Source organism: Lonsdalea britannica (assembly GCF_002111595.1).
Taxonomy (GTDB): Bacteria; Pseudomonadota; Gammaproteobacteria; order Enterobacterales; family Enterobacteriaceae; genus Lonsdalea; species Lonsdalea britannica.
Window position 1 is genome coordinate 50784 of record NZ_LUTN01000010.1, and the last position, 22361, is coordinate 73144.

The 22361-nt window shown below is 50.8% G+C and carries 21 protein-coding genes, 2 tRNA genes and 2 pseudogenes; 17 read left to right on the forward strand and 8 right to left on the reverse strand.

Annotated elements, in window-relative coordinates; genetic code table 11:
* Positions 1 to 20: 20 nt before the first annotated feature.
* From rpoD to rpsU, 3 genes and pseudogenes are all read right to left on the reverse strand, one after another.
* Complete coding sequence (gene rpoD, locus AU509_RS09985; RefSeq protein ID WP_085651589.1) at positions 21 to 1856, reverse strand: RNA polymerase sigma factor RpoD; 1836 nt, start codon at positions 1854 to 1856, stop codon at positions 21 to 23.
* Positions 1857 to 2008: 152 nt separating this feature from the next.
* Positions 2009 to 3762, reverse strand: a pseudogene (gene dnaG / locus AU509_RS09990) (DNA primase).
* Positions 3763 to 3887: 125 nt separating this feature from the next.
* Positions 3888 to 4103, reverse strand: coding sequence for a 30S ribosomal protein S21 (gene rpsU / locus AU509_RS09995; RefSeq protein ID WP_001144069.1), 216 nt, complete (start codon positions 4101 to 4103; stop codon positions 3888 to 3890).
* Between the two features lie 220 nt (positions 4104 to 4323).
* Here rpsU and tsaD point away from each other — a divergent pair, with 220 nt between their 5' ends.
* Complete coding sequence (gene tsaD / locus AU509_RS10000) at positions 4324 to 5337, forward strand: tRNA (adenosine(37)-N6)-threonylcarbamoyltransferase complex transferase subunit TsaD (RefSeq protein WP_094118255.1); 1014 nt, start codon at positions 4324 to 4326, stop codon at positions 5335 to 5337.
* 6 nt (positions 5338 to 5343) lie between these two features.
* Here the strand turns inward: tsaD and argR are convergent, their stop codons facing one another.
* Positions 5344 to 5814 (reverse strand): transcriptional regulator ArgR, encoded by a 471-nt coding sequence (argR, locus tag AU509_RS10005; protein ID WP_085651631.1) that lies wholly within the window; start codon positions 5812 to 5814, stop codon positions 5344 to 5346.
* A gap of 450 nt (positions 5815 to 6264) precedes the next feature.
* Between argR and mdh the strand changes: the two genes are divergently transcribed.
* Positions 6265 to 7203 (forward strand): malate dehydrogenase, encoded by a 939-nt coding sequence (gene mdh / locus AU509_RS10010; RefSeq protein ID WP_085651591.1) that lies wholly within the window; start codon positions 6265 to 6267, stop codon positions 7201 to 7203.
* Between the two features lie 62 nt (positions 7204 to 7265).
* Here the strand turns inward: mdh and AU509_RS10015 are convergent, their stop codons facing one another.
* Complete coding sequence (locus AU509_RS10015) at positions 7266 to 7529, reverse strand: helix-turn-helix domain-containing protein (RefSeq protein WP_085651592.1); 264 nt, start codon at positions 7527 to 7529, stop codon at positions 7266 to 7268.
* A 188-nt stretch (positions 7530 to 7717) separates the two neighbouring features.
* Between AU509_RS10015 and AU509_RS10020 the strand changes: the two genes are divergently transcribed.
* Entirely contained in the window at positions 7718 to 8107 is a 390-nt protein-coding gene (locus AU509_RS10020) for a DNA-binding protein (protein ID WP_085651632.1), read from the forward strand.
* A 238-nt stretch (positions 8108 to 8345) separates the two neighbouring features.
* Positions 8346 to 8741, forward strand: a complete 396-nt coding sequence (locus tag AU509_RS10025) for a DNA-binding protein (protein ID WP_085651593.1) — start codon at positions 8346 to 8348, stop codon at positions 8739 to 8741.
* On the opposite strand, the gene ispB is transcribed toward AU509_RS10025, so the two are convergent.
* Complete coding sequence (ispB, locus tag AU509_RS10030) at positions 8726 to 9697, reverse strand: octaprenyl diphosphate synthase (protein ID WP_085651594.1); 972 nt, start codon at positions 9695 to 9697, stop codon at positions 8726 to 8728. The genes AU509_RS10025 and ispB overlap by 16 nt on opposite strands.
* Before the next feature lie 257 nt (positions 9698 to 9954).
* On the opposite strand from ispB, the gene rplU reads away from it, so the two are divergent.
* From rplU to cgtA, 4 genes are all read left to right on the forward strand, one after another.
* On the forward strand, positions 9955 to 10266 hold the full coding sequence (gene rplU / locus AU509_RS10035; protein WP_026739627.1) for a 50S ribosomal protein L21: 312 nt from the start codon (positions 9955 to 9957) through the stop codon (positions 10264 to 10266).
* Between the two features lie 18 nt (positions 10267 to 10284).
* Positions 10285 to 10542, forward strand: a complete 258-nt coding sequence (gene rpmA, locus AU509_RS10040; RefSeq protein ID WP_026739628.1) for a 50S ribosomal protein L27 — start codon at positions 10285 to 10287, stop codon at positions 10540 to 10542.
* A gap of 93 nt (positions 10543 to 10635) precedes the next feature.
* The gene (locus AU509_RS10045) at positions 10636 to 11601 is read left to right on the forward strand and encodes a DMT family transporter (protein ID WP_085651595.1); all 966 of its coding nucleotides are present in this window, start codon (positions 10636 to 10638) and stop codon (positions 11599 to 11601) included.
* Between the two features lie 242 nt (positions 11602 to 11843).
* Complete coding sequence (cgtA, locus tag AU509_RS10050) at positions 11844 to 13019, forward strand: Obg family GTPase CgtA (RefSeq protein ID WP_085651596.1); 1176 nt, start codon at positions 11844 to 11846, stop codon at positions 13017 to 13019.
* Positions 13020 to 13119: 100 nt separating this feature from the next.
* Here the strand turns inward: cgtA and dacB are convergent, their stop codons facing one another.
* Entirely contained in the window at positions 13120 to 14541 is a 1422-nt protein-coding gene (gene dacB / locus AU509_RS10055; protein ID WP_409359759.1) for a serine-type D-Ala-D-Ala carboxypeptidase, read from the reverse strand.
* A gap of 278 nt (positions 14542 to 14819) precedes the next feature.
* Between dacB and greA the strand changes: the two genes are divergently transcribed.
* Positions 14820 to 15296 carry a transcription elongation factor GreA gene (gene greA / locus AU509_RS10060; RefSeq protein WP_085651598.1) on the forward strand — a complete coding sequence of 159 codons (477 nt, stop codon included), beginning with the start codon at positions 14820 to 14822 and terminating at the stop codon, positions 15294 to 15296.
* A 117-nt stretch (positions 15297 to 15413) separates the two neighbouring features.
* Here the strand turns inward: greA and yhbY are convergent, their stop codons facing one another.
* A complete protein-coding gene (gene yhbY, locus AU509_RS10065; protein WP_085651599.1) occupies positions 15414 to 15707 on the reverse strand; it encodes a ribosome assembly RNA-binding protein YhbY in 294 nt (97 codons plus the stop codon).
* 143 nt (positions 15708 to 15850) lie between these two features.
* Between yhbY and rlmE the strand changes: the two genes are divergently transcribed.
* The 8 genes and pseudogenes from rlmE (at position 15851) to rimP (ending at position 22354) form a co-directional block, all read left to right on the forward strand.
* Positions 15851 to 16480 carry a 23S rRNA (uridine(2552)-2'-O)-methyltransferase RlmE gene (gene rlmE, locus AU509_RS10070; protein WP_085651600.1) on the forward strand — a complete coding sequence of 210 codons (630 nt, stop codon included), beginning with the start codon at positions 15851 to 15853 and terminating at the stop codon, positions 16478 to 16480.
* 47 nt (positions 16481 to 16527) lie between these two features.
* A complete protein-coding gene (gene ftsH, locus AU509_RS10075; protein WP_072000218.1) occupies positions 16528 to 18474 on the forward strand; it encodes an ATP-dependent zinc metalloprotease FtsH in 1947 nt (648 codons plus the stop codon).
* Positions 18475 to 18600: 126 nt separating this feature from the next.
* Positions 18601 to 19434: a dihydropteroate synthase gene (folP, locus tag AU509_RS10080; protein WP_085651601.1), complete on the forward strand. Its 834-nt coding sequence runs from the start codon at positions 18601 to 18603 to the stop codon at positions 19432 to 19434.
* 3 nt (positions 19435 to 19437) lie between these two features.
* Positions 19438 to 20777, forward strand: a pseudogene (glmM, locus tag AU509_RS10085) (phosphoglucosamine mutase).
* Between the two features lie 301 nt (positions 20778 to 21078).
* Positions 21079 to 21411: a preprotein translocase subunit SecG gene (gene secG, locus AU509_RS10090; RefSeq protein ID WP_085651603.1), complete on the forward strand. Its 333-nt coding sequence runs from the start codon at positions 21079 to 21081 to the stop codon at positions 21409 to 21411.
* 52 nt (positions 21412 to 21463) lie between these two features.
* Positions 21464 to 21551 (forward strand) — tRNA-Leu (locus tag AU509_RS10095).
* Between the two features lie 59 nt (positions 21552 to 21610).
* Positions 21611 to 21687: transfer RNA gene (locus tag AU509_RS10100), tRNA-Met, on the forward strand.
* Positions 21688 to 21901: 214 nt separating this feature from the next.
* Positions 21902 to 22354 (forward strand): ribosome maturation factor RimP, encoded by a 453-nt coding sequence (rimP, locus tag AU509_RS10105; protein WP_026739639.1) that lies wholly within the window; start codon positions 21902 to 21904, stop codon positions 22352 to 22354.
* Positions 22355 to 22361: the final 7 nt, after the last annotated feature.

A 22361-nucleotide genomic window follows, 5' to 3' on the forward strand; every position in this document is an offset into this window, starting at 1 on the left:
CTATACTTAAACAGACAGAATTAGTCGTCCAGGAAGCTGCGAAGCACTTCAGAACGGCTAGGGTGACGCAGTTTACGCAGAGCTTTAGCTTCAATCTGACGGATACGCTCACGCGTAACGTCAAACTGTTTGCCGACTTCTTCCAGCGTATGGTCGGTGTTCATGTCGATACCAAAGCGCATGCGCAAGACTTTCGCTTCGCGAGCCGTCAGACCTGCCAGAACGTCATGCGTTGCAGAACGCAGGCTTTCTGACGTTGCTGAATCGAGCGGCAGTTCCAGCGTGGTATCTTCAATGAAGTCGCCCAGATGCGAATCTTCGTCATCGCCGATCGGCGTTTCCATCGAGATAGGCTCTTTCGCGATCTTCAACACTTTGCGGATTTTGTCTTCCGGCATCAGCATACGTTCTGCCAGCTCTTCTGGCGTTGGTTCGCGACCCATTTCCTGCAGCATCTGGCGCGAAATACGATTGAGTTTGTTGATGGTTTCAATCATATGTACCGGGATACGAATGGTACGCGCCTGGTCGGCGATAGAGCGAGTGATTGCCTGACGGATCCACCAGGTGGCATAGGTTGAGAACTTGTAACCGCGACGATATTCAAACTTGTCCACGGCTTTCATCAAACCAATGTTTCCTTCCTGAATCAGATCCAGGAACTGCAGGCCACGGTTGGTGTATTTTTTGGCGATGGAGATCACCAAACGCAGGTTCGCCTCAACCATCTCTTTCTTGGCACGGCGCGCCTTCGCTTCACCAATAGACATACGGCGGTTGATGTCTTTAACCTGTTCGATCGTCAGCCCGGTTTCTTCTTCGATCTGCTGCAGTTTCAACATGCTGCGATGAACGTCGTCCTGCACTTCGCGCAGTTTTTCGGACCATGGTTTATTCATGGCCAGAGCCGCATCGAACCACTTATCGTTGGTTTCGTTGCCGCCAAACAGCGTCACAAAGTTTTTCTTCGGCATTTTGCACTGCTCGATGCAGTACTTCATGATCAGACGTTCCTGCGTACGCACGCGATCCATCATGGTACGCATACTGTTGACCAGGAAGTCGAACTGTTTAGGTACCAGACGGAACTGTTTGAAGACTTCGGACAGATTCAGAATTTCCAGCGCGGCTTTGGCATGACTGCGACCGTTGGCCTTGATGGTCTGACGAGTCACTTCATACTGATCGCGTAGATCGGTGAATTTCTGGCGAGCCAGTTCCGGATCGATGCTGTTGTCGTCATCGCTGTCGTCATCGTCGTCATCGTCATCGTTGTCATCGAGTTCTTTACTGGGAAGCTCGGAGCCCACGTGAGTCGCGGTGGGTGCGATGTCTTCTTCCGCATTGGGATCGACAAAACCGGTGATTAGATCGGACAAGCGGCTTTCGCCGGCTTCAACGCGATCGTACTGATCCAACAGATAGGTGATGGCTTCCGGATACTCGGCCACAGAGCACTGAACTTGGTTAATACCATCTTCAATGCGTTTGGCGATATCAATCTCACCTTCGCGCGTCAGAAGTTCAACGGTACCCATTTCACGCATGTACATGCGCACTGGGTCGGTCGTGCGGCCAATTTCGGATTCAACGCTGGATAACACCTGCGCAGCTGCCTCTGCCGCATCTTCGTCTGCGTCATTGGTATTTTCTGCCAGCAGAAGATCATCTGCATCCGGTGCTTCTTCCATCACCTGGATGCCCATGTCATTGATCATCTGGATGATGTCTTCGATCTGGTCGGAGTCGATGATATCTTCCGGCAGATGGTCATTGACCTCAGCATAGGTCAGGTAGCCTTGCTCTTTACCACGGGTGACAAGAAGCTTGAGCTGTGACTGCGGGTTTTGCTCCATAAGACGGTATCCACACTTCAGAGTATTTGGGTTGGTGTCGGTCAGCGTAATCGCTGACAATAACAGTAGGGGTTTTTGCTATCGCCGCAGCCCCCGTCACGGCACTCTGTAGGGTTCAACCCTACTATTTATCGGCAATTAAGCCTCGGTAATCAGTTTTTTCTTGTAAGGGCCAGCTGCAATGACCAGAGTTCCTTTCGTTCTTCCGCACTGAGCCCATGTGTTCTATCTCGGGCTATCAGCGTGTCCAGACGAAGCTGCAGCAATTGATCGTAAAGTTCAGCCAGGCTGATCCTGAATTTTTCCTCGATCTCCTCATCTACGATCATATGGTTCCAGGCAGCCATGGTTTCAAGCTGTTTGCGATAGTGACTGTCGCGATATTTTTCCAACAACAGTCCCATGCTCATGCCCGGACTTTCATTGCAGGTCTGAACCAGATCGAGGAATAAGCCCAGTCCCGCCATTTTACTTTCGTCGCTGCCTTCCAGCGCCAGCGCCGGTACCTCGGCCGCCAGCCGGGGATTTTGTACTAAAAGTCCTATCAGTATACGCATAGTTGTGACTTTTAGCCGTGGAGGCTGATAAGACGATGAGTGCTCCGTCGTCTTGGGCATCAAACGATCAAGCTGGGAATCATCCAGCAATCCCAGCTTTTTGCCCAACTGCTGGCGTAAATATAACCGCAGCGTTTCGCCCGGCACCTGACCGATCAGCGGCAGTGCCAACGTACTTAACTTGGTACGGCCATCCGGCGTGCTCATGTCGACCTGTTGTAACAGCGTGTCGAACAGGAATGAAGATAGCGGCATTGCCTGTTCGATACGCTGCTCAAAAGCGGTTTTCCCTTCCTGCCTCACCAGCGTGTCCGGGTCTTCGCCATCCGGTAAAAACATGAACAGCAGTTGGCGTCCATCGTCCAGATAAGGCAGGGCTGTTTCCAGCGCGCGCCATGCAGCATCTCGCCCGGCTCTATCACCGTCGTAGCAGCAGACAACGCGATCGGTTGCGCGGAAGAGCAACTGAATGTGATCTGCGGTCGTTGACGTCCCCAGAGAAGCCACGGCATAGTCAATGCCGAACTGCGCCAGAGCGACGACGTCCATATACCCTTCCACCACCAACAGCTGTCTCAGCTCGGGATGTTTTTGCTGAGCTTCATACAGGCCATAAAGCTGGCGACCCTTATGAAAGATCTCTGTTTCCGGCGAGTTAAGGTATTTGGGAACGCCGTCCCCTAATACCCGACCGCCGAATGCGATAACACGTCCTCGCTTGTCCCGGATAGGGAACATGACGCGTTCGCGGAAACGATCATAAGTTCGGCCTTGATCGTTAGTCACCAACATGCCCGCATCGTTCAGCGTTCTTTTATCTTCGCTGCTGCGGCCAAAACGTTTTAACGCGTTATCCCATCCGGGCGGCGCGCATCCAATCGCAAAATGCCTGATGATGTCGTCACTGAGACCACGATTCGCCAGATAGGTTTTGGCTGGGGTGCCGGCGGCTGATGTAGAGTTTGTTGGTAAAACGTGCTCAATTGTTCCATCAGCCCGTACAAGCTCTGCCGCTGATGACGTTCGAGCTGAGTGGGCCCTGAACCTGCCTCGTAAGGCACCTCAAGGCCATGCATGGTCGCCAGTTCCTCAATGGTTTCAACGAATTCCAGTCTGTCGAAATTCATTAAAAAATCGATGGCGTTACCATGGGCACCGCAGCCGAAACAGTGGTAGAACTGCTTATCGCCGTTAACAGTGAATGAAGGGGTTTTCTCGTGATGAAATGGACAACACGCGTGATAATTCTTGCCCTGTTTCTTCAGCTTCACGCGCGCGTCGATCAAGTCGACGATGTCGGTGCGAGCCAACAGGTCACCAATAAATACGCGTGGGATTCGTCCAGCCATAAGCCCCTGATTCATAGCTTATAAACGACAACAAGCCGCGCATTCCTTTCGGAAATGCACGGCCTTCGTATGCAACTGCTAAGTCTGCGGATTAATCACGCGATCGGAGGCGGCACCTCCTAAAATTAATACAGACGAGTGCGGCGTGCGTTTTCTCGAGCCAGTTTCTTCGCGTGGCGTTTTACTGCAGACGCTTTAGCGCGTTTACGTTCAGTAGTCGGTTTTTCATAAAACTCACGACGACGAACTTCTGCCAAAACCCCTGCTTTTTCGCAGGAACGCTTGAAGCGACGCAGAGCTACGTCGAACGGCTCGTTTTCACGTACTTTAATTACCGGCATGTGCCTCTCACCTCAATAAATTCGGTTTGTCGCTGACCTGGTGCCAGCCTTTTCAAAATGGTGCGGAATTCTACTGCAACTACGAGGTCGTTGTAAAGCACTGCGGCAATAACAAACCTCGCGGTCTTATGTCCACGCTCAAATGGGAGCGCTTATGGTAGACTATTCGCCGCTTGAAGCAAGCCGCTTGTTAACCGTAACCGAGAGTGAAAAAACAGCAATGCGCGTATTGGGTATTGAAACGTCCTGTGATGAAACGGGAGTCGCGATTTATGACACTGAAGCCGGTCTGCTGGCAAACCAGCTCTATAGCCAGGTCAAACTGCATGCAGATTATGGCGGTGTCGTTCCAGAGCTCGCTTCCCGCGATCACGTCCGTAAAACCGTACCCTTGATTCAGGCGGCCTTGCAGGAAGCCGGGCTTCAGCGCACAGATATCGACGGGATCGCCTATACGGCGGGGCCTGGTCTGGTGGGGGCGCTGTTGGTTGGTGCGACCATTGGGCGTTCTTTGGCATTTGCGTGGGATGTTCCGGCTATTCCTGTTCATCACATGGAAGGCCACCTAGTTGCCCCTATGCTGGAAGAGAATCCGCCTGCGTTTCCCTTTGTCGCCTTGTTGGTTTCGGGGGGGCACACCCAGTTAATCAGCGTGACGGGGATCGGCGAATACCGCTTGCTGGGCGAGTCAATTGACGATGCCGCGGGCGAAGCGTTCGATAAAACCGCAAAGCTGTTGGGACTCGATTACCCCGGTGGTCCGCTATTGTCGAAAATGGCCCAGTCAGGGCAGGTTGGACGCTTCACGTTCCCTCGTCCAATGACCGATCGCCCCGGATTGGATTTCAGTTTTTCCGGACTGAAAACTTTTGCCGCGAATACGATTCGTGAACAGGGCAAGGACGAGCAAACTCAGGCGGATATCGCTCGGGCATTTGAAGATGCGGTGGTGGACACGTTAGCAATTAAGTGCCGACGGGCGCTGGATGATACTGGATTTAAACGACTTGTCATTGCCGGCGGCGTCAGCGCTAACCGTACACTGCGAGAAAGACTGTCTGAAGTGATGGCTAAACGCGGTGGCGAGGTGTTCTATGCCCGTCCTGAGTTTTGTACAGACAATGGCGCGATGATCGCCTATGCGGGAGCCATTCGATTGCAGCAGGGGGGAACGACCTTATTGGGCGTGACGGTGCGGCCGCGCTGGCCGCTGGCTGAGTTGCCGTCTCTGTGAGGCGGCTTAAAGCTCTTGCTCAAATAAGGCGAGAATGGCTTCATACAGCTGTTTCACGCTGAAGCCTTTTGCCGGGGTGGTAAATATGGTGTCATCCCCGGCGATCGTCCCGAGTATTCCTTCTGATTTCCCCAGAGAATCCAACAGCCGTGCGATGAGCTGAGCGGCGCCCGGACTTGTATGAATGACGACGACGGATTCATTGAAGTCCACGTCCCGCACCAGATTTTTTAACGGACTGGATGTGGTGGGCACGCCAAGTTCCGCGGGAAGGCAGTAAACCATCTCCATCTTGGCGTTGCGCGTGCGGACCGCGCCAAATTTGGTGAGCATTCTTGAGACTTTGGACTGGTTAATATTTTCAAATCCTTCGTCCTGCAGTGCCTGCACAATCTCGCTCTGAGAACTGAATTTTTCTTCTTTTAATAGCGCATTGAACGCCTTAACCAAATCTTCTTGCTTTGTTGAATGACGCATTTGGCTGCAGCCCATCATTGTTAATCATAACGATATTATGCTGCGCAATGAATTTTTATGCAATCTGGGCGCCTAGCCAATCGATATGGCGCGCTTAGGTGAGGAAAAAGTTGCGAGCCGAAAATAAAAATGGAGAATGTGCGACTACTCACATAAAGGTAATTGAAATGTTACTCAAATGAAGTGAGTTGTTATTTGTTTGCCATGATTAATCTGTACATGCTCAGGTAACGAACGGGGTTGGTACCTTCAGCGTATAACGCCCTGTTACTTTACTTACCTTAGTTACATTTTTATAACCTGTGTACATTTTAATTTATTATTCGCCACATAGCGCTCTCGACGCGCTGATTGGTTGCCTGATTCTACTTTTTATTATGAGCACGGACGTTTGTAACGAAACAAATCCACGGCATATTTAACTAATGATAATAAAATAAGGAGTTTAAGATGAAAGTTGCTGTTCTTGGAGCCGCCGGCGGTATCGGTCAGTCTCTGGCACTTCTTCTCAAAACCCAGCTTCCTTCAGGCTCAGAGCTATCACTTTATGATATTGCGCCCGTAACGCCAGGTGTTGCTGTAGATTTAAGTCACATCCCCACCGCGGTTAAAATCAAAGGCTTTTGCGGTGAAGATGCGGCTCCCGCACTCGAAGGGGCTGATGTCGTTCTGATTTCAGCTGGTGTGGCTCGTAAGCCGGGTATGGATCGTTCCGACCTGTTCAACGTCAATGCAGGCATCGTTCGTAATCTGGTCGAGCAAGTGGCTCGTGTTTGCCCTAACGCTTGTCTCGGCATTATTACTAACCCGGTCAATACTATTGTGGCCATTGCTGCGGAAGTCTTGAAAAAGGCCGGCGTTTATAATCGGAACAAACTCTTTGGTGTGACGACACTGGATATCATTCGCTCCAATGTCTTTGCCGCCGAGCTTAAAGGCAAACAACCACAGGACATAGAGGTGCCTGTGATTGGTGGCCATTCCGGCGTGACTATTCTGCCGTTGCTGTCGCAGATCCCTGGGCTCAGCTTTACTGAACAGGAAGCGGCTGATCTCACAGATCGTATTCAACACGCAGGCACTGAAGTGGTTGAAGCTAAGGCCGGAGGAGGCTCTGCGACCTTGTCCATGGGCCAGGCGGCCGCACGTTTTGGCGTGTCTTTGGTTCGTGCTTTGCAAGGTGAAAGCGATATTGTGGAATGTGCGTATGTCGAAAGCGATGGCGAATATGCCCGCTTCTTTGCTCAGCCGTTGTTACTGGGCAAAGACGGCATTGCCCAGCGTATGCCAATTGGCCCTCTTAGCGACTTTGAGCAGCGCTCTCTAAACGAGATGCTGGAGACGTTAAAAGAAGATATTGCGATGGGCGTCGCCTTCGTCAATAAGTAACCTTCGCGGTAAGTCCAGTTGTCGATCACAAGCCGGAGAACTCTTTCTCCGGCTTTTTTCGTTCACTGCGGCCGAATCAATTTTTTGCGATCGAGCAGTTCGTTTGTTTCAGGATTGTAGTAACGGCTGGGCCAGATTTCGGCAGGATGTATCCCTAACGCATCCGCAATTAGCCACTCTCCTTTCGGCCATGGGCGAGATATAGCATTAGCAAGCGTGGACGAACTTAATCCGGCAGACCGTGATACTGCGGCAAGGGTAGTACCTTTTTTCTTTAACGCCGCAATGATATCAGCAGGGTGCCAGTCATGTTTCCTTGAATTCATAATCCTTCCCTTAGTGCTATAAGACGACAGTGTATTAGTGGTATAACTAACGAATTGGGTTAAATGGTTTCATTAACTAAAAAACCATTATTTGGAAATAATATATCACCAGTTTTCTAATTATTTCCAAATTAATTTCCCAATAAATCTTTTTTTGTAATGAGTAGCACTATCGGGATGAAATGGACATGAAAAAAGAGTGGTTTGCGACCAGCGAGTTGGTTGGCATCGGCGGACTCCCTAAATCACGGCAAGGATTGAATAAACGTGCCCGAGAAGATGGTTGGGAAAAACGTCGCAGAAAAGGTGTGCAAGGGCGGGGTGTTGAATATTCCATTCACAGTTTGCCCGAATCCGTACAGCAGTCTCTATTGCTGATGCAGGAAACACCCGGAGAATATTCAGCGAAGCCATCGGATATGCTACCGGTGTGGATGCAGATATATCAACAACTTTCCGTGTCTGAGCGCGAAAAGTTGATTAGCTACATCATGCGGGAAGGCGTCTATGCAACTCTTAAGCAGCTAGGGTTGTGTTCACCTTCTACCTCACCTATTACAAGCGAGACCCCTGAATGATTTTTCTGCCATTCCTGTTGCAGGAATGGCAGCGCTTCTTGTCCTCATCTCCCCGTTAATTCCTGCCTGATTCCTGAGTCCGTACTGCATTAACGCATTACGTCTTTTCTTATGTTTAATGATTAGAGCTTTCCTTTATGTTGATCTATTATGTGGAAACTTTATGTAATCCGGGTGTCTGATGTCGCCCTATTGGGAATCGTTACGCAGGGAATGTCAGGCCAACGTGGAGGGATGTATGGATAAAAAGTGGTTTGCGACGAAAGAACTGTTGGGTGTGGCGGGATTACCGACATCCAGACAGGGGCTCAATAAAAGGGCTAACGAGAACGGCTGGGAGAAGCGGCGTCGTAAAGGCGTTCAGGGAAAAGGGGTTGAATACGCTATCTGGAGCTTACCCGACAGTGTTCAGCGCTCGCTAATGATGGAAGAGTCACCCACCCCAGAATACATCACGTCAGCAGAGACTGAATTATTGCCGACGTGGATACAGGTTTATCACCAGCTAACAGGACGCGAGCGCACGCTACTGATAAATTATATTCTGCATGAAGGTGCTCTGGCGATGTTGGCTCGCTTGGATAGCTCGTTGCCAGCAAGCGATACCCAAGGAGTCGGTCAGAACTCTCGCTGAACGGCTAAATGCGCTAAGCCTTCTAAAGCCTGGCGATAGGGCGTTTCTGGCAGACACTGCAGCGCACTAATCGCTTTGTCTGCTTCTTCTTCTGCGCGCTGACGGGTATAGCCTAGCGATCCGCATTCCTGCATCGCGGTAAGCACCGGTGCCAGCAGATGACGACCGTTACCCTGTTCAATTGCCTCGCGGATCATGGCGCTCTGCTCTGGGGTGCCATGACGCATGGCATGTAGCAGCGGCAGGGTAGGTTTGCCTTCGTTAAGATCGTCACCGGTATTTTTGCCCAGCGTTTCGCCATCTGCGCTGTAATCCAGCAAATCGTCAATCAGCTGAAATGCTGTTCCCAGATAGCGTCCATAGTCCTTCAATGCGTTTTCTTGCTCTGTGGTTGCGCCGGCCAGAATAGCGGAAGACTGCGAGGCGGCTTCGAATAAGCGGGCCGTCTTGCTGTAGATCACGCGCATGTAGCTGTCTTCGGTGATATTGGGATCGTTACAGTTCATCAGCTGTAGCACTTCGCCTTCCGCGATAACGTTGACCGCATCGGACATCACCGTGAGAACCTGCAATGAGCCAAGCCCCGTCATCATCTGAAAGGCACGCGTATAGATGAAGTCTCCGACTAATACGCTGGCGGCGTTGCCGAAGGCGGCATTCGCAGTCGCTTTTCCCCGGCGCATGTCAGATTCATCGACAACGTCGTCATGCAGCAGGGTCGCGGTGTGAATGAATTCGATTAACGCGGCAACGGTAACGTGCTTGTCGCCTCGATAGGCTAAAGCTCTGGCTGCCAGAACAGCAATCATCGGCCGAATGCGTTTTCCACCGCCGCCGACAATGTAATGGCCCAACTGATTGATAAGCGCGACATCGGAGGACAGATGTTCCAGGATAATCGTATTAACGGCGGACATATCCTGGGAGCTTAATGCTGTGATTTGTTCTAGATTCATTGTTTCTGCCAGCTGATTTCTTCAACGCTATCGCCGTACTGCTGTTCTAGATCGGCGTTAAATAAGAAAAGGTTGTATTGATTGTACTTGAAAAATGACGCAGATAAACGGCAGTTAATGGCTTGTATCCTTTTTCTTCATGTTGCTTAATTCTGCACTTGTCATGCTTCAGATTTTTGCGTAGAATTCGCGCCCTATTGTGAATATTTATAGCGCACTTCCAAAATCAATAGGGTGCGCGGAAAGCGGAGTTTTATATGTACGCAGTTTTCCAAAGTGGTGGTAAACAACACCGAGTAAGCGAAGGCCAGACCGTTCGCTTGGAAAAGCTGGATATCGCAACTGGTGAAGCCGTTGAGTTTGACCAGGTTCTGATGATCGCTAATGGTGAAGACATCAAAATCGGCGTTCCTTACGTCGATGGCGGTAAAATCAAGGCTGAGGTAGTTGCTCACGGTCGTGGCGAGAAAGTTAAGATCGTTAAGTTCCGTCGCCGTAAACACTACCGTAAACAAGCCGGTCACCGTCAGTGGTTCACTGAAGTGAAGATCACCGGCATCAGCGCTTAAGTCTTAGGAGAGCGAATAATGGCACATAAAAAAGCTGGCGGTTCCACTCGTAACGGCCGTGACTCAGAAAGCAAACGCCTGGGCGTAAAACGTTTCGGCGGTGAATCCGTTCTGGCAGGCAGCATCATCGTTCGTCAGCGTGGCACTAAGTTCCACGCCGGTACTAACGTTGGTTGTGGTAAAGACCACACGCTGTTTGCACTGTCTAACGGTAAAGTTCAGTTTGAAATCAAAGGCCCTAAAAACCGTAAATTTATCAGCATCGTTGCTGAATAATTACAGTTTCTAAGTCTTTTAAAAGCCCTGCACATGTTGCAGGGCTTTTTTCGTTTGGCAATACTGTAAACATCATCCGCTGCGGATAACACCATGAAACAGAATGCAGGCTTGGGGCTTTGTCTGGCTTTAACCACCGCTGTTTGCTGGGGCGCTCTGCCTATCGCTATGAAGCAGGTTTTGAGTGTGATGGATCCGTATACCGTTGTTTGGTATAGATTTTTGATGGCTTCATTCGGGCTTTTCATTCTTCTGTATTTTAAGGGAACGATGCCTCGATTTCGTTTGCTACGACGTCGCCGTTGGTGGATTTTGCTATTGATCGCAACGTGCGGTCTGCTAGGTAACTTTGTTCTATTTAGCTCGTCATTAAAATATCTCAGCCCTACGGCTTCTCAAGTCATCGGACAGCTCTCTCCGGTCGGGATGATGTTTGCCAGCGTACTCATCCTGAAAGAAAAAATGCGTGTGACTCAGGTGATTGGCGCTATTACGTTGCTGAGCGGCCTGTTGATGTTCTTTAACACGAGCCTGATTGAGATTTTTACCCGACTGAGTGACTACACATTAGGCGTGTTGTTGGGTGTGGGCGCTGCGACGGTCTGGGTGACTTATGGGGTAGCGCAAAAAGTGCTTCTAAGGCGCTTATCATCCCAGCAGCTCCTGTTTCTGCTCTATGTGCTGTGTGTCATTTTCATTACACCAGTGGCAAAGCCTGGCGTCTTGTTACAACTCAGTAGCTGGCAACTGGTGTGCTTAGTGTTTTGTGGTGTGAATACGGTTGTTGGGTATGGCGCGTTAGCAGAGGCGATGGCGCGTTGGCAGGCGGCTCAGGTCAGCGCCATTATTACGCTGACGCCACTGTTTACTCTTATGTTTTCCGATTTGTTAGCGTTAGGGTGGCCTTCGATCTTTACGCCTCTATCGCTTAATTTTATTGGTTACGTCGGTGCGTTTGTGGTTGTGGCTGGGGCGATGTTCTCAGCGGTGGGTCACCGCTTTTTCCCGGTAAAACAGCAAGTAAGCGAAATTCCTGGCATCAACACCGACAGCAAATAAGTCGGCCGTGAGGTAATTCCGGCGGTTTGTGTAGGCTGTTTATTTTTAATACAGGTGAAATCTTCGCGCTAAGCAGGTACAATCAGCGCCCATTTTAACGTGATGGTTCTGACTGCGTCGTTTTCAGTGACGGATAGCTTCACACGCTGTCCTTTATAAAATCAAAGAGTTACGCCAAAGAGAACCAATAACAGTTAAAAAAAGTCAATTATTCTCTATTGGTTTTTTTGCGGAGAGAGTTCATGAAGTTTGTAGATGAAGCCAACATTCTCGTGGTGGCTGGCGATGGTGGCAATGGTTGTGTCAGTTTCCGTCGCGAAAAATATATCCCTAACGGCGGGCCTGATGGTGGCGACGGCGGCGACGGCGGCGACGTTTACCTGGTTGCCGATGAAAACCTGAACACCTTGATCGACTATCGCTTCGAGAAATCGTTCCGCGCTGAACGCGGTCAGAACGGCCAAAGCCGCGACTGTACCGGTAAACGAGGTAAAGATATCACCATCAAAGTCCCTGTCGGGACGCGTATTAAAGATACCGGCACGGGAGAAATCCTGGGGGATATGACTCGTCATCAGCAACGTCTGATGGTGGCGAAGGGCGGATGGCACGGTCTGGGCAATACCCGTTTTAAATCTTCTGTTAACCGGGCGCCTCGTCAAAAAACCAACGGCACGCCGGGTGAAGAGCGCGAGCTGCTGATGGAACTGCTGCTGCTGGCCGATGTGGGGATGTTGGGGTTGCCGAACGCGGGTAAATCTACGTTCATTCGAGCCGTTTCTGCTGCGAAGCCTAAAGTCGCGGATTATCCGTTTACGACACTGGTTCCGAGTCTGGGCGTTGTGCGTATGGACAGTGAGCAAAGCTTTGTCGTTGCTGATATTCCGGGTCTGATTGAAGGCGCTTCCGAAGGTGCGGGTCTGGGTATTCGCTTCCTTAAGCATTTGGAACGTTGCCGCGTGCTGCTTCACCTGATTGATTTGGCGCCGATCGACGAATCTGATCCGATTGAAAATGCGAAAGTCATCATCAATGAGCTTCATCAGTACAGCGAAACGCTGGCTGAGAAACCCCGTTGGCTGGTGTTCAACAAAAGCGACCTGCTGGATAAAGCCGAAGCTGAAAAACGCGCGCGTGATATCGCCGCCGCACTGGCTTGGGAAGGTAATTACTACCTGATCTCTGCTGCCAGCCATGATGGCGTCAATGCGCTCTGCTGGGATGTCATGAGCTTCCTGAAGACTCAGCCGAAAATGCAGGCTGAAGAAGAGAAAGCGACGCCTGAGAAAGTAGAGTTCATGTGGGATGACTATCATCGCGAACAGCTTGAAACGGTGAAAGACGAAGCGGAAGAAGAGTGGGACGATGACTGGGACGAAGAAGACGATGATGGCGTAGAGATCATCTACCAGCATTAAGCCTGACGTTATACCCAAATAAGAAAAGTTTGCTTGTTGTATCAATTACCCTTATCTGCTGACGCAGATAAGGGCGTTTTTTATTAAGGCTCCCAGCGCCTTAGTTGTTCTGATAGATATCTTTATAGAGTCTGCTTTCGAATCGCACCAGAGGAACGCGACGTGTCTTTTGGTTATCTGCGGAGTAGCCGGAAAGATACTGTACAAACGCCATTCTCTGACCGCTGGCTGTCGTAATGAAGCCCGCAAGATTATACACACCCTGCAACGCCCCCGTTTTTGCTGAAACTTTGCCGTCAACGCCCGCTTCATGTAACCCGCCTCGATAGCGAAGCGTGCCGTCATATCCCGCCAGAGGCAGCATCTTGATGTAGTTCAACTCGCTATCGTGCTGAGCGATGTATTGCAGCACCTGCATCATGGTTGCAGGTGCAAGCAAGTTGTGGCGAGACAAACCCGAACCATCCACGATGACACTGTTGCCAAGATCGACCCCCGCTTTCTGGCGTAAGATCTGACGTACCGCATCAGAGCCAGCGCGCCAGGTGCCCGGCACATTAAACCGTTCATGCCCAATGGTACGAAACACCGTATCCGCGATCATGTTGTCCGACTTTTTCAGCATGACCGTCAGCAATTCATGCAGAGAGTCAGACTGTGTTTGCGCCAAAACCGTCCCCGTCAGTCCCGGTCGAGTTTGTCTGCGCAGGCTGCCAGCGATGCGGATATCCGCTTCCAGTAACTCATCTTTAACGATAGCGCCGGCATAGCTGCCGCCATCCTGAACGGCAAATGCCAGGGGGAGGGGATCTGAACGCTGCGTTAAACACCCAGTAAGGGTAAAACGATTCAGTTCTCCCGGAACAACATCCAGTTCGCAGTATTGTGCGTCGGGCGAGCCTTTCGCCAGCGTCCTGACTTCACTATACATCTGAACGGGATAGTAAGAGGCAACGCGGATGAAAGCATTGTCTCCGGGATTTGGAGCGCTATAGAGGGATACAGAGAAGCAATTTCTATCGACGATGGCTGCGGCAGGCGGCGCGCTAAAGCATTGCGTCATATCATTCCACGGCCACCCGGGGGCTTTGTCATGGCTCGCGAATACGGAGGTATCGATCAGCACATCGCCAGCAATTTCGCGGATACCATTTTTTTTCAATACCTGTACCATGGAACGAATCTGCTGGCGTTTTAATGTCGGATCGCCGCTGAAACGCACAATCAGATTTCCACGCAAAACGCCGCTGCTGACTGAGCCTGTGCTTTCCATCGTGGTCGTGAATCGAAAATCGGGACCGAGTTGGAGTAGTGCCGCCAATGCAGTAATGACTTTTTGCGTACTGGCGGGTAGCGCCATTTGCTGGCTGTGATAATCAAGCGTGGGAGAGGGCGCTCCCACTTTCTGCACCACCAACGCCAAATTGGCGCCGTCAGGCAGGTATTGTATATAGTCCTCCACCGGGGCGGCAGCGAGGCAGTATGCAGAATACAGGTGCAGAGAAGGCCGGTAGCAATAGATAAAAAACGCATAATCTCGGTTAAGCACAGGGTAACGTGTGGCAATACTACGGCCCAAGGTGGGCTAAAGTAAACGATGATCCCCATGGAACTCTGGGGTAAAATACGTATCAAAATGCAAAACCGAGCCTGCCCTGGAAAAAACTATTTCCGGGTTAGGCCGCTTTTGTTTGAATTGTCAGGGTGCGCTGCAGAAAAAAGACACCCCGTCGCATTTTATTCTATCGCGTCAGGAAGACGGTGATTTAAGTCCTATGGATTTTTAGAGGTATAGACAATATGAAACAGTTTCCGATGACGTTACGTGGTGCTGAAAAGTTACGCGAAGAGCTTGAACATCTGAAAATGGTTCGCCGGCCGGAAATCATTTCGGCGATCGCTGACGCTCGCGAACATGGTGACCTGAAAGAAAATGCGGAATACCACGCAGCCCGTGAACAGCAAGGGTTCTGCGAAGGCCGTATTCAGGAAATTGAAGCGAAGCTTTCAAACGCTCAGGTGATTGACGTCACCAAAATGGCGGCCAACGGCCGTGTTATCTTCGGCTCCACTGTCACAGTGATGAATGTTGATACAGAAGAAGAACAGACCTATCGCATCGTCGGCGATGATGAGGCGGACTTCAAACAAAACCTGATCTCGGTTAACTCGCCTATCGCGCGCGGATTAATCGGCAAAGAAGAAGATGATATCGTTGCCATCAATACCCCTGGGGGGCTGGTGGAATATGAGATTCTGAAGGTCGAGTATCTCTGATTGTTCGAGATATCGACAGTGTTTGTAAAGAAAAGCAAAAGGCCGCATGCGGCCTTTTCTCTTACCAGAGGTCGTGGCACTTTGCAGTCAAGGCAAAGTAACCTGAGGTAAAAAATGTTATCGTGGCAATACGATCTTCCGTTCTTTAGCCGGACGATAGAGCACTAAGGTGTGGCCGATGACCTGGACTTTAACAGCCTTGGCTTCGCGCAGAATTGCTTCGACGATTAACCCTTTGGTTTCACGATCCTCAGCGGCGATTTTTACCTTGATCAGTTCGTGATGTTCTAAAGCTTGCTCGATCTCAGCCAGTACACCTTCGGTAAGGCCATTGTTGCCTAACAGGACAACCGGTTTTAATGGATGTGCCAGGCCTTTCAGGTGCTGTTTTTGTTTGTTACTCAGATTCATGGTCTTTTTTGCTTAGGTTGGGATTGAAAACGGGTCATTCTACCGCCATCTCACCATTATCACCATTGTAGAGTGGGTGATTGGCTCTCAATGAGACGTTCGGTTCGACAAAAGCGCCTTAATTTAGAATAGTTGGAAAATAGATGGCTAACAAAAAGCGTTCTGCGAGTTCCAGTCGTTGGTTGCAGGAACACTTTAGCGATAAATATGTGCAGCAAGCGCAGAAAAAAGGGCTTCGCTCACGCGCTTGGTTTAAACTTGATGAAATACAGCAGAGCGACAGACTGTTCAAACCCGGTATGACCGTGGTGGACCTGGGGGCTGCCCCGGGTGGTTGGTCGCAGTATGTCGTCAGCCAGATCGGCGGTAAAGGGCGTATTATTGCCTGCGACCTTTTGCCGATGGACCCGATCGTAGGCGTCGATTTTCTTCAAGGCGATTTCCGCGATGAATTAGTGCTCAAGGCCTTGTTGGAAAGGGTCGGTGATCAGAAAGTTCAGGTGGTGATGTCCGACATGGCCCCTAATATGAGTGGTACTCCGGCCGTCGATATCCCGCGTTCCATGTATCTGGTGGAACTTGCGTTGGAGATGTGTCGAGATATCTTGGCGCCGGGCGGCAGTTTCGTCGTTAAAGTATTTCAGGGAGAAGGCTTTGACGAGTATTTGCGTGAAGTGAGATCCCTGTTTACGACGGTGAAGACGCGCAAGCCCGAATCCTCCCGGGCCAGGTCCCGCGAGGTGTACATTGTAGCGACAGGGCGTAAACTGTAGTACCCTTACGCTATTTTTTAACACAGTTGTAATATGAGGTTAATCCCTTGAGTGACATGGCGAAAAACCTGATTCTCTGGCTAGTCATCGCAGTAGTGCTGATGTCTGTGTTCCAGAGCTTTGGGCCCAGCGAGTCGAATGGCCGTAGGGTGGATTATTCAACCTTTTTAACTGAAGTGAATCAGGATCAGGTCCGTGAAGCACGAATCAATGGGCGTGAGATCACTGTGGTCAAAAAAGACAGCAACCGATACACGACCTATATTCCTGTCAACGATCCCAAGTTGCTGGATAACCTTCTGACTAAAAACGTAAAAGTCGTTGGCGAACCGCCGGAAGAACCAAGCCTGCTGGCTTCGATCTTTATCTCATGGTTCCCGATGCTTCTGCTTATCGGCGTCTGGATTTTCTTCATGCGTCAAATGCAGGGCGGCGGTGGCAAAGGCGCCATGTCGTTCGGCAAAAGCAAGGCGCGCATGCTCACCGAAGATCAGATCAAAACAACGTTCGCGGACGTTGCGGGCTGTGATGAGGCCAAAGAAGAAGTGGCCGAGTTGGTAGAGTATCTGCGTGAGCCAAGCCGCTTCCAGAAGCTAGGCGGCAAGATTCCTAAAGGCGTGTTGATGGTCGGTCCCCCGGGTACCGGTAAAACTTTGCTGGCGAAAGCTATTGCTGGCGAAGCGAAAGTCCCGTTCTTCACAATCTCTGGTTCTGACTTCGTAGAAATGTTCGTGGGCGTGGGTGCATCCCGTGTTCGTGACATGTTCGAACAGGCTAAAAAAGCCGCGCCGTGTATCATCTTTATCGATGAAATTGATGCGGTCGGTCGTCAGCGTGGCGCGGGTTTGGGCGGCGGTCATGATGAACGTGAACAGACGCTGAACCAGATGCTGGTGGAAATGGACGGTTTCGAGGGCAACGAAGGTATTATTGTTATTGCAGCGACGAACCGCCCTGACGTGCTTGACCCCGCATTACTGCGTCCCGGCCGTTTTGACCGTCAGGTGGTTGTGGGTCTGCCGGATGTCCGTGGCCGTGAACAGATTTTGAAAGTCCACATGCGTCGTGTTCCACTCTCTCCGGATATCGATGCGTCCGTGATTGCTCGTGGCACACCTGGTTTCTCTGGTGCCGATTTGGCTAACCTGGTCAACGAAGCTGCATTGTTCGCTGCCCGCGGTAGCAAGCGCGTCGTCTCCATGGTCGAGTTCGAGAAAGCCAAAGATAAGATCATGATGGGGGCAGAACGACGCTCTATGGTGATGACGGAGTCTCAGAAAGAGTCGACGGCCTATCACGAAGCGGGTCACGCTATCATCGGGCGCCTGGTTCCAGAGCACGATCCTGTTCACAAAGTGACTATCATTCCGCGTGGCCGAGCCCTCGGTGTGACTTTCTTCCTGCCGGAAGGCGATGCGATTAGCGCCAGCCGTCAGAAGCTGGAGAGTCAGATTTCAACGCTGTACGGCGGTCGTTTGGCTGAAGAGATCATTTACGGTTCTGAACATGTTTCTACCGGCGCCTCTAACGACATCAAAGTTGCGACATCCATTGCCCGCAACATGGTGACGCAGTGGGGCTTCTCAGAAAAACTGGGGCCGTTGCTGTATGCAGAAGAAGAGGGGGAAGTCTTCCTCGGACGCTCTGTAGCTAAAGCGAAACATATGTCTGACGAAACGGCTCGCATCATCGATCAGGAAGTGAAGGCATTGATCGAACGTAACTATCAGCGCGCTCGCGAACTGCTGATGGCGAATATGGATATCTTGCATTCCATGAAGGATGCATTGATGAAATATGAAACTATTGATGCACCGCAGATCGATGACCTGATGGGTCGTAAAGATGTTCGTCCGCCAGCGGGTTGGGAAGAACCTTCGTCCAACAATAACAACTCTGACGATAGCGGAACGCCGAATGCGCCGACCCCGGTTGATGAACCGGAGAAGCCTGGTACGGGCAACTCTATGTCAGGGCCGTTGAGCGACAAGTAAGCGCGGTGTGACAGCGTGTTGTTGAAACTGACACCAGTAGTTTATAAACCCCGGCTTGCCGGGGTTTTTTGCTGATTACGTCCAGGCATAGCGGCATGGGCGGGCTGTGGTTTTGAGGAAGAAGGAATGAAATTGAATGCTCGGGGATCGGTGATTGATCTCTCCTGCCCACAGGTGATGGGCATCCTGAATGTGACGCCGGACTCGTTCTCCGACGGCGGTCAACATAACACGCTGGATAAAGCACTGTTTCATGCACAAGATATGATCGTGGCTGGCGCGACGTTCATTGATGTTGGCGGCGAGTCAACTCGGCCCGGTGCGGATGAAGTCAGCGTCGCCGAAGAGCTGGATCGAGTGATACCTGTCGTAGAAGCGTTATCGCAGCGCTTTGAAGTCTGGATATCGGTCGATACCTCAAAACCGGAAGTCATCACAGCCGCCGCCGCCGCTGGCGCGCATCTTATTAACGATGTTCGATCTTTGCAGGAGTCTGGTGCGCTGGATGCTGCTGCTGCAACCCAACTTCCCGTGTGCCTGATGCACATGCAGGGATTGCCGCAGACGATGCAACAAGCCCCACATTACGATGACCTGATGAAAGATGTTTTCACCTTCTTTGAACATCATCTTGGCCGCTGTATCGCTGCAGGAATTCCGCGCGAGCAAATATTACTCGATCCCGGATTTGGGTTCGGTAAAAACCTGCAGCACAACTATAGCCTGTTGGCTCAGATGGAAAGTTTGCATCAATTCGGTCTGCCGCTGTTGGTGGGGATGTCCAGAAAATCAATGATTGGCCAACTGCTTAACGTTCCCCCTAAGGAACGTGTTTATGGCAGTGTCGCCTGTGCAGTAATTGCTGCGCTAAAGGGAGCCCGAATTATTCGAGTTCATGACGTAAAAGCAACCGTGGATGCTATGCGTGTTGTTGAAGCTACACTTTCAGCTAAGGAATAAAAGATGACGAGCAGCCGTAAATATTTTGGTACAGACGGTATTCGTGGCAAGGTCGGTGATTCACCCATAACCCCTGATTTTGTATTAAAGCTGGGCTGGGCGGCCGGAAAGGTTTTGGCACGACATGGCTCCAGGAAGATCATCATAGGTAAAGACACCCGAATTTCGGGTTATATGCTCGAATCTGCATTGGAAGCGGGTTTAGCGGCCGCGGGGTTGTCCGCGTCCTTCACTGGACCAATGCCGACTCCGGCGGTGGCCTACCTGACACGCACCTTCAGGCTGAAGCCGGGATAGTGATCTCTGCCTCACATAACCCATTTTATGATAACGGCATCAAGTTCTTTTCCATCGACGGCACCAAATTGCCTGACGAAGTTGAAGAGGCGATAGAGGCCGAGATGGAAAAAGCCATCACCTGCGTTGAGTCTTCTGAACTTGGTAAAGCAAGTCGTATTGTCGATGCGGCGGGCCGTTATATCGAATTCTGTAAAGGGACATTCCCCAGCGAACTTAACCTCAACGGCCTCAAAATCGTGGTGGATTGCGCCAACGGCGCCACATATCACATAGCTCCCAGCGTACTGAGAGAGTTGGGCGCGACGGTCATTACGATTGGTTGTAATCCCAATGGGATGAACATCAATGAAGAGTGTGGCGCTACGGATGTAAGACAGCTCCAGAGTCGGGTTGTCGCGGAAAAGGCCGACGTGGGCTTGGCCTTTGACGGCGATGGCGATCGCCTGATTATGGTCGACCATCAGGGTAACAAAGTTGATGGCGACCAAATCCTGTATATCATCGCGCGAGAGGGGTTACGTCAGGGCCAGCTTCGCGGCGGCGCTGTTGGTACGCTGATGAGCAATATGGGCCTGGAGCTCGCGCTGAAACAGCTGGGGATTCCGTTTGCCAGAGCTAAAGTCGGGGACCGCTATGTCTTAGAACTGATGCAGTCTAAAGGCTGGCGTATTGGCGCTGAAAATTCAGGACACGTAATCCTGCTGGACAAAACGACCACCGGTGACGGTATCATCGCGGGGCTGCAGGTATTAACCGCCATGGCCCGCAACCACATGACTCTGCATGATTTGTGTAGCGGCATGAAACTGTTCCCGCAGGTGCTGGTCAACGTTCGTTTCGTCGGCGAACACGACCCGTTGGAAAGCGATGTGGTCAAGCAGGCTGCGATGGATGCTGAGTCAACGCTCGGTGGCCGGGGCCGTGTTCTGTTACGTAAGTCAGGTACTGAGCCGCTGATTCGCGTCATGGTGGAAGGTGAAGACGAAACGACAGTGACTTCTTTAGCGAATGCGATTGCGGATGCAGTGAAAGCCGCAGGGTAAATTTTCCTCTGAACTGGCGACGTCATCGGCGATATTCATCTATCTGTCGATGGCGTTTAATATCTAAGGAATCAGCCAGATAGTTAAAGGTTTAGCAGAGAAGTTAATTTGGTCGCTGGTTTTTTCCTCAATCAATCATCACGAGCCAAAATAGCCTTGCTTAGACAGAATGCTTTGGTTAGTATTCAAACCCGCTTTATAAGGGATAGCTTCTGTATTCCGACTGCGGATGGCGAGCGGTTAAGCCGCAAGAATTCAGCATCCTCATGAAAGAGTTGGGGATAAAGTAATAGGTACATCTATGTACGAAGCGCTTTTAGTTATTTTCCTGCTGGTGTCTATTGGTCTGGTTGTATTGATCATGCTGCAGCAAGGTAAAGGTGCCGATATGGGTGCCTCGTTCGGAGCGGGCGCGTCAGCTACCCTGTTTGGCTCAAACGGCTCCGGCAATTTCATGACCCGTACAACGGCTGTTTTGGCAACGCTGTTCTTTGTCATCAGTCTTATTCTGGGCAACATGAGCTCCAATCACAGCCAAAAAGGCAGTGAATGGGAAAGTTTAAGCCAGCCTGAACCGGCTAAAACTCAGCAGAATACGGCACCCACTACACCGTCGAGCGATATTCCCAAGTAATTAGCGTTACAGGCAACATACCTTGTTGCCAGATTTAGAAGTAAGAAGTGATGCCGAGGTGGTGGAATTGGTAGACACGCTACCTTGAGGTGGTAGTGCCCAAATTGGGCTTACGGGTTCAAGTCCCGTCCTCGGTACCAATCCTAGAGATAACTTGCGTTTTTGCTGTTATCAGCGTAGTATTTGCCACGTTTTCGGACGCGGGGTGGAGCAGCCTGGTAGCTCGTCGGGCTCATAACCCGAAGGTCGTCGGTTCAAATCCGGCCCCCGCAACCAACTAACTTTCCTGTAGGTTTTCTTTCAAAGCTGTTCAGTAAGTTTCTATTGATTCCACAGTCGGTTTTGAAAGAATTCTTAACGGTAAGTTATACCGCGGTTATCCGTGGTAATAGGGTCCAGTTGCATAAAGCCCCGTATATCGGGGTTTTTTGTTATCTGACAACAGAATTACTGGGCTATTAAGCCCTTTTTTTATGTCTTGGGGGTGGGCTTGTCCACATTAGAGCAAAAGTTAACAGAGATGATTTCAGCACCCGTTGCAGCATTAGGCTTTGAGCTGGTGGGCATTGAGTTCGTCCGGGGTCGCCAATCGACGCTGCGTATCTATATTGATAGTGACGATGGGATCACTGTTGATGATTGTGCTGATGTCAGCCATCAGGTCAGTGCGGTGCTGGATGTTGAAGATCCGATCACCGTAGCTTATAACCTGGAAGTATCTTCGCCAGGTCTGGATCGTCCTTTATTCACGGCCGAACACTACGTGCGTTTCCTCGGTGAAGAAGTGAGTCTGGTATTGCGCATGGCTGTCCAGAACCGCCGTAAATGGCAGGGAATAATCAAAGCCGTTGAAGGTGAGATGATCACGGTAACGGTGGAAGGCAAAGATGAAGTGTTCGCGCTGAGCAACATCCAGAAAGCGAATCTGGTACCCCACTTTTAAAGTTTGG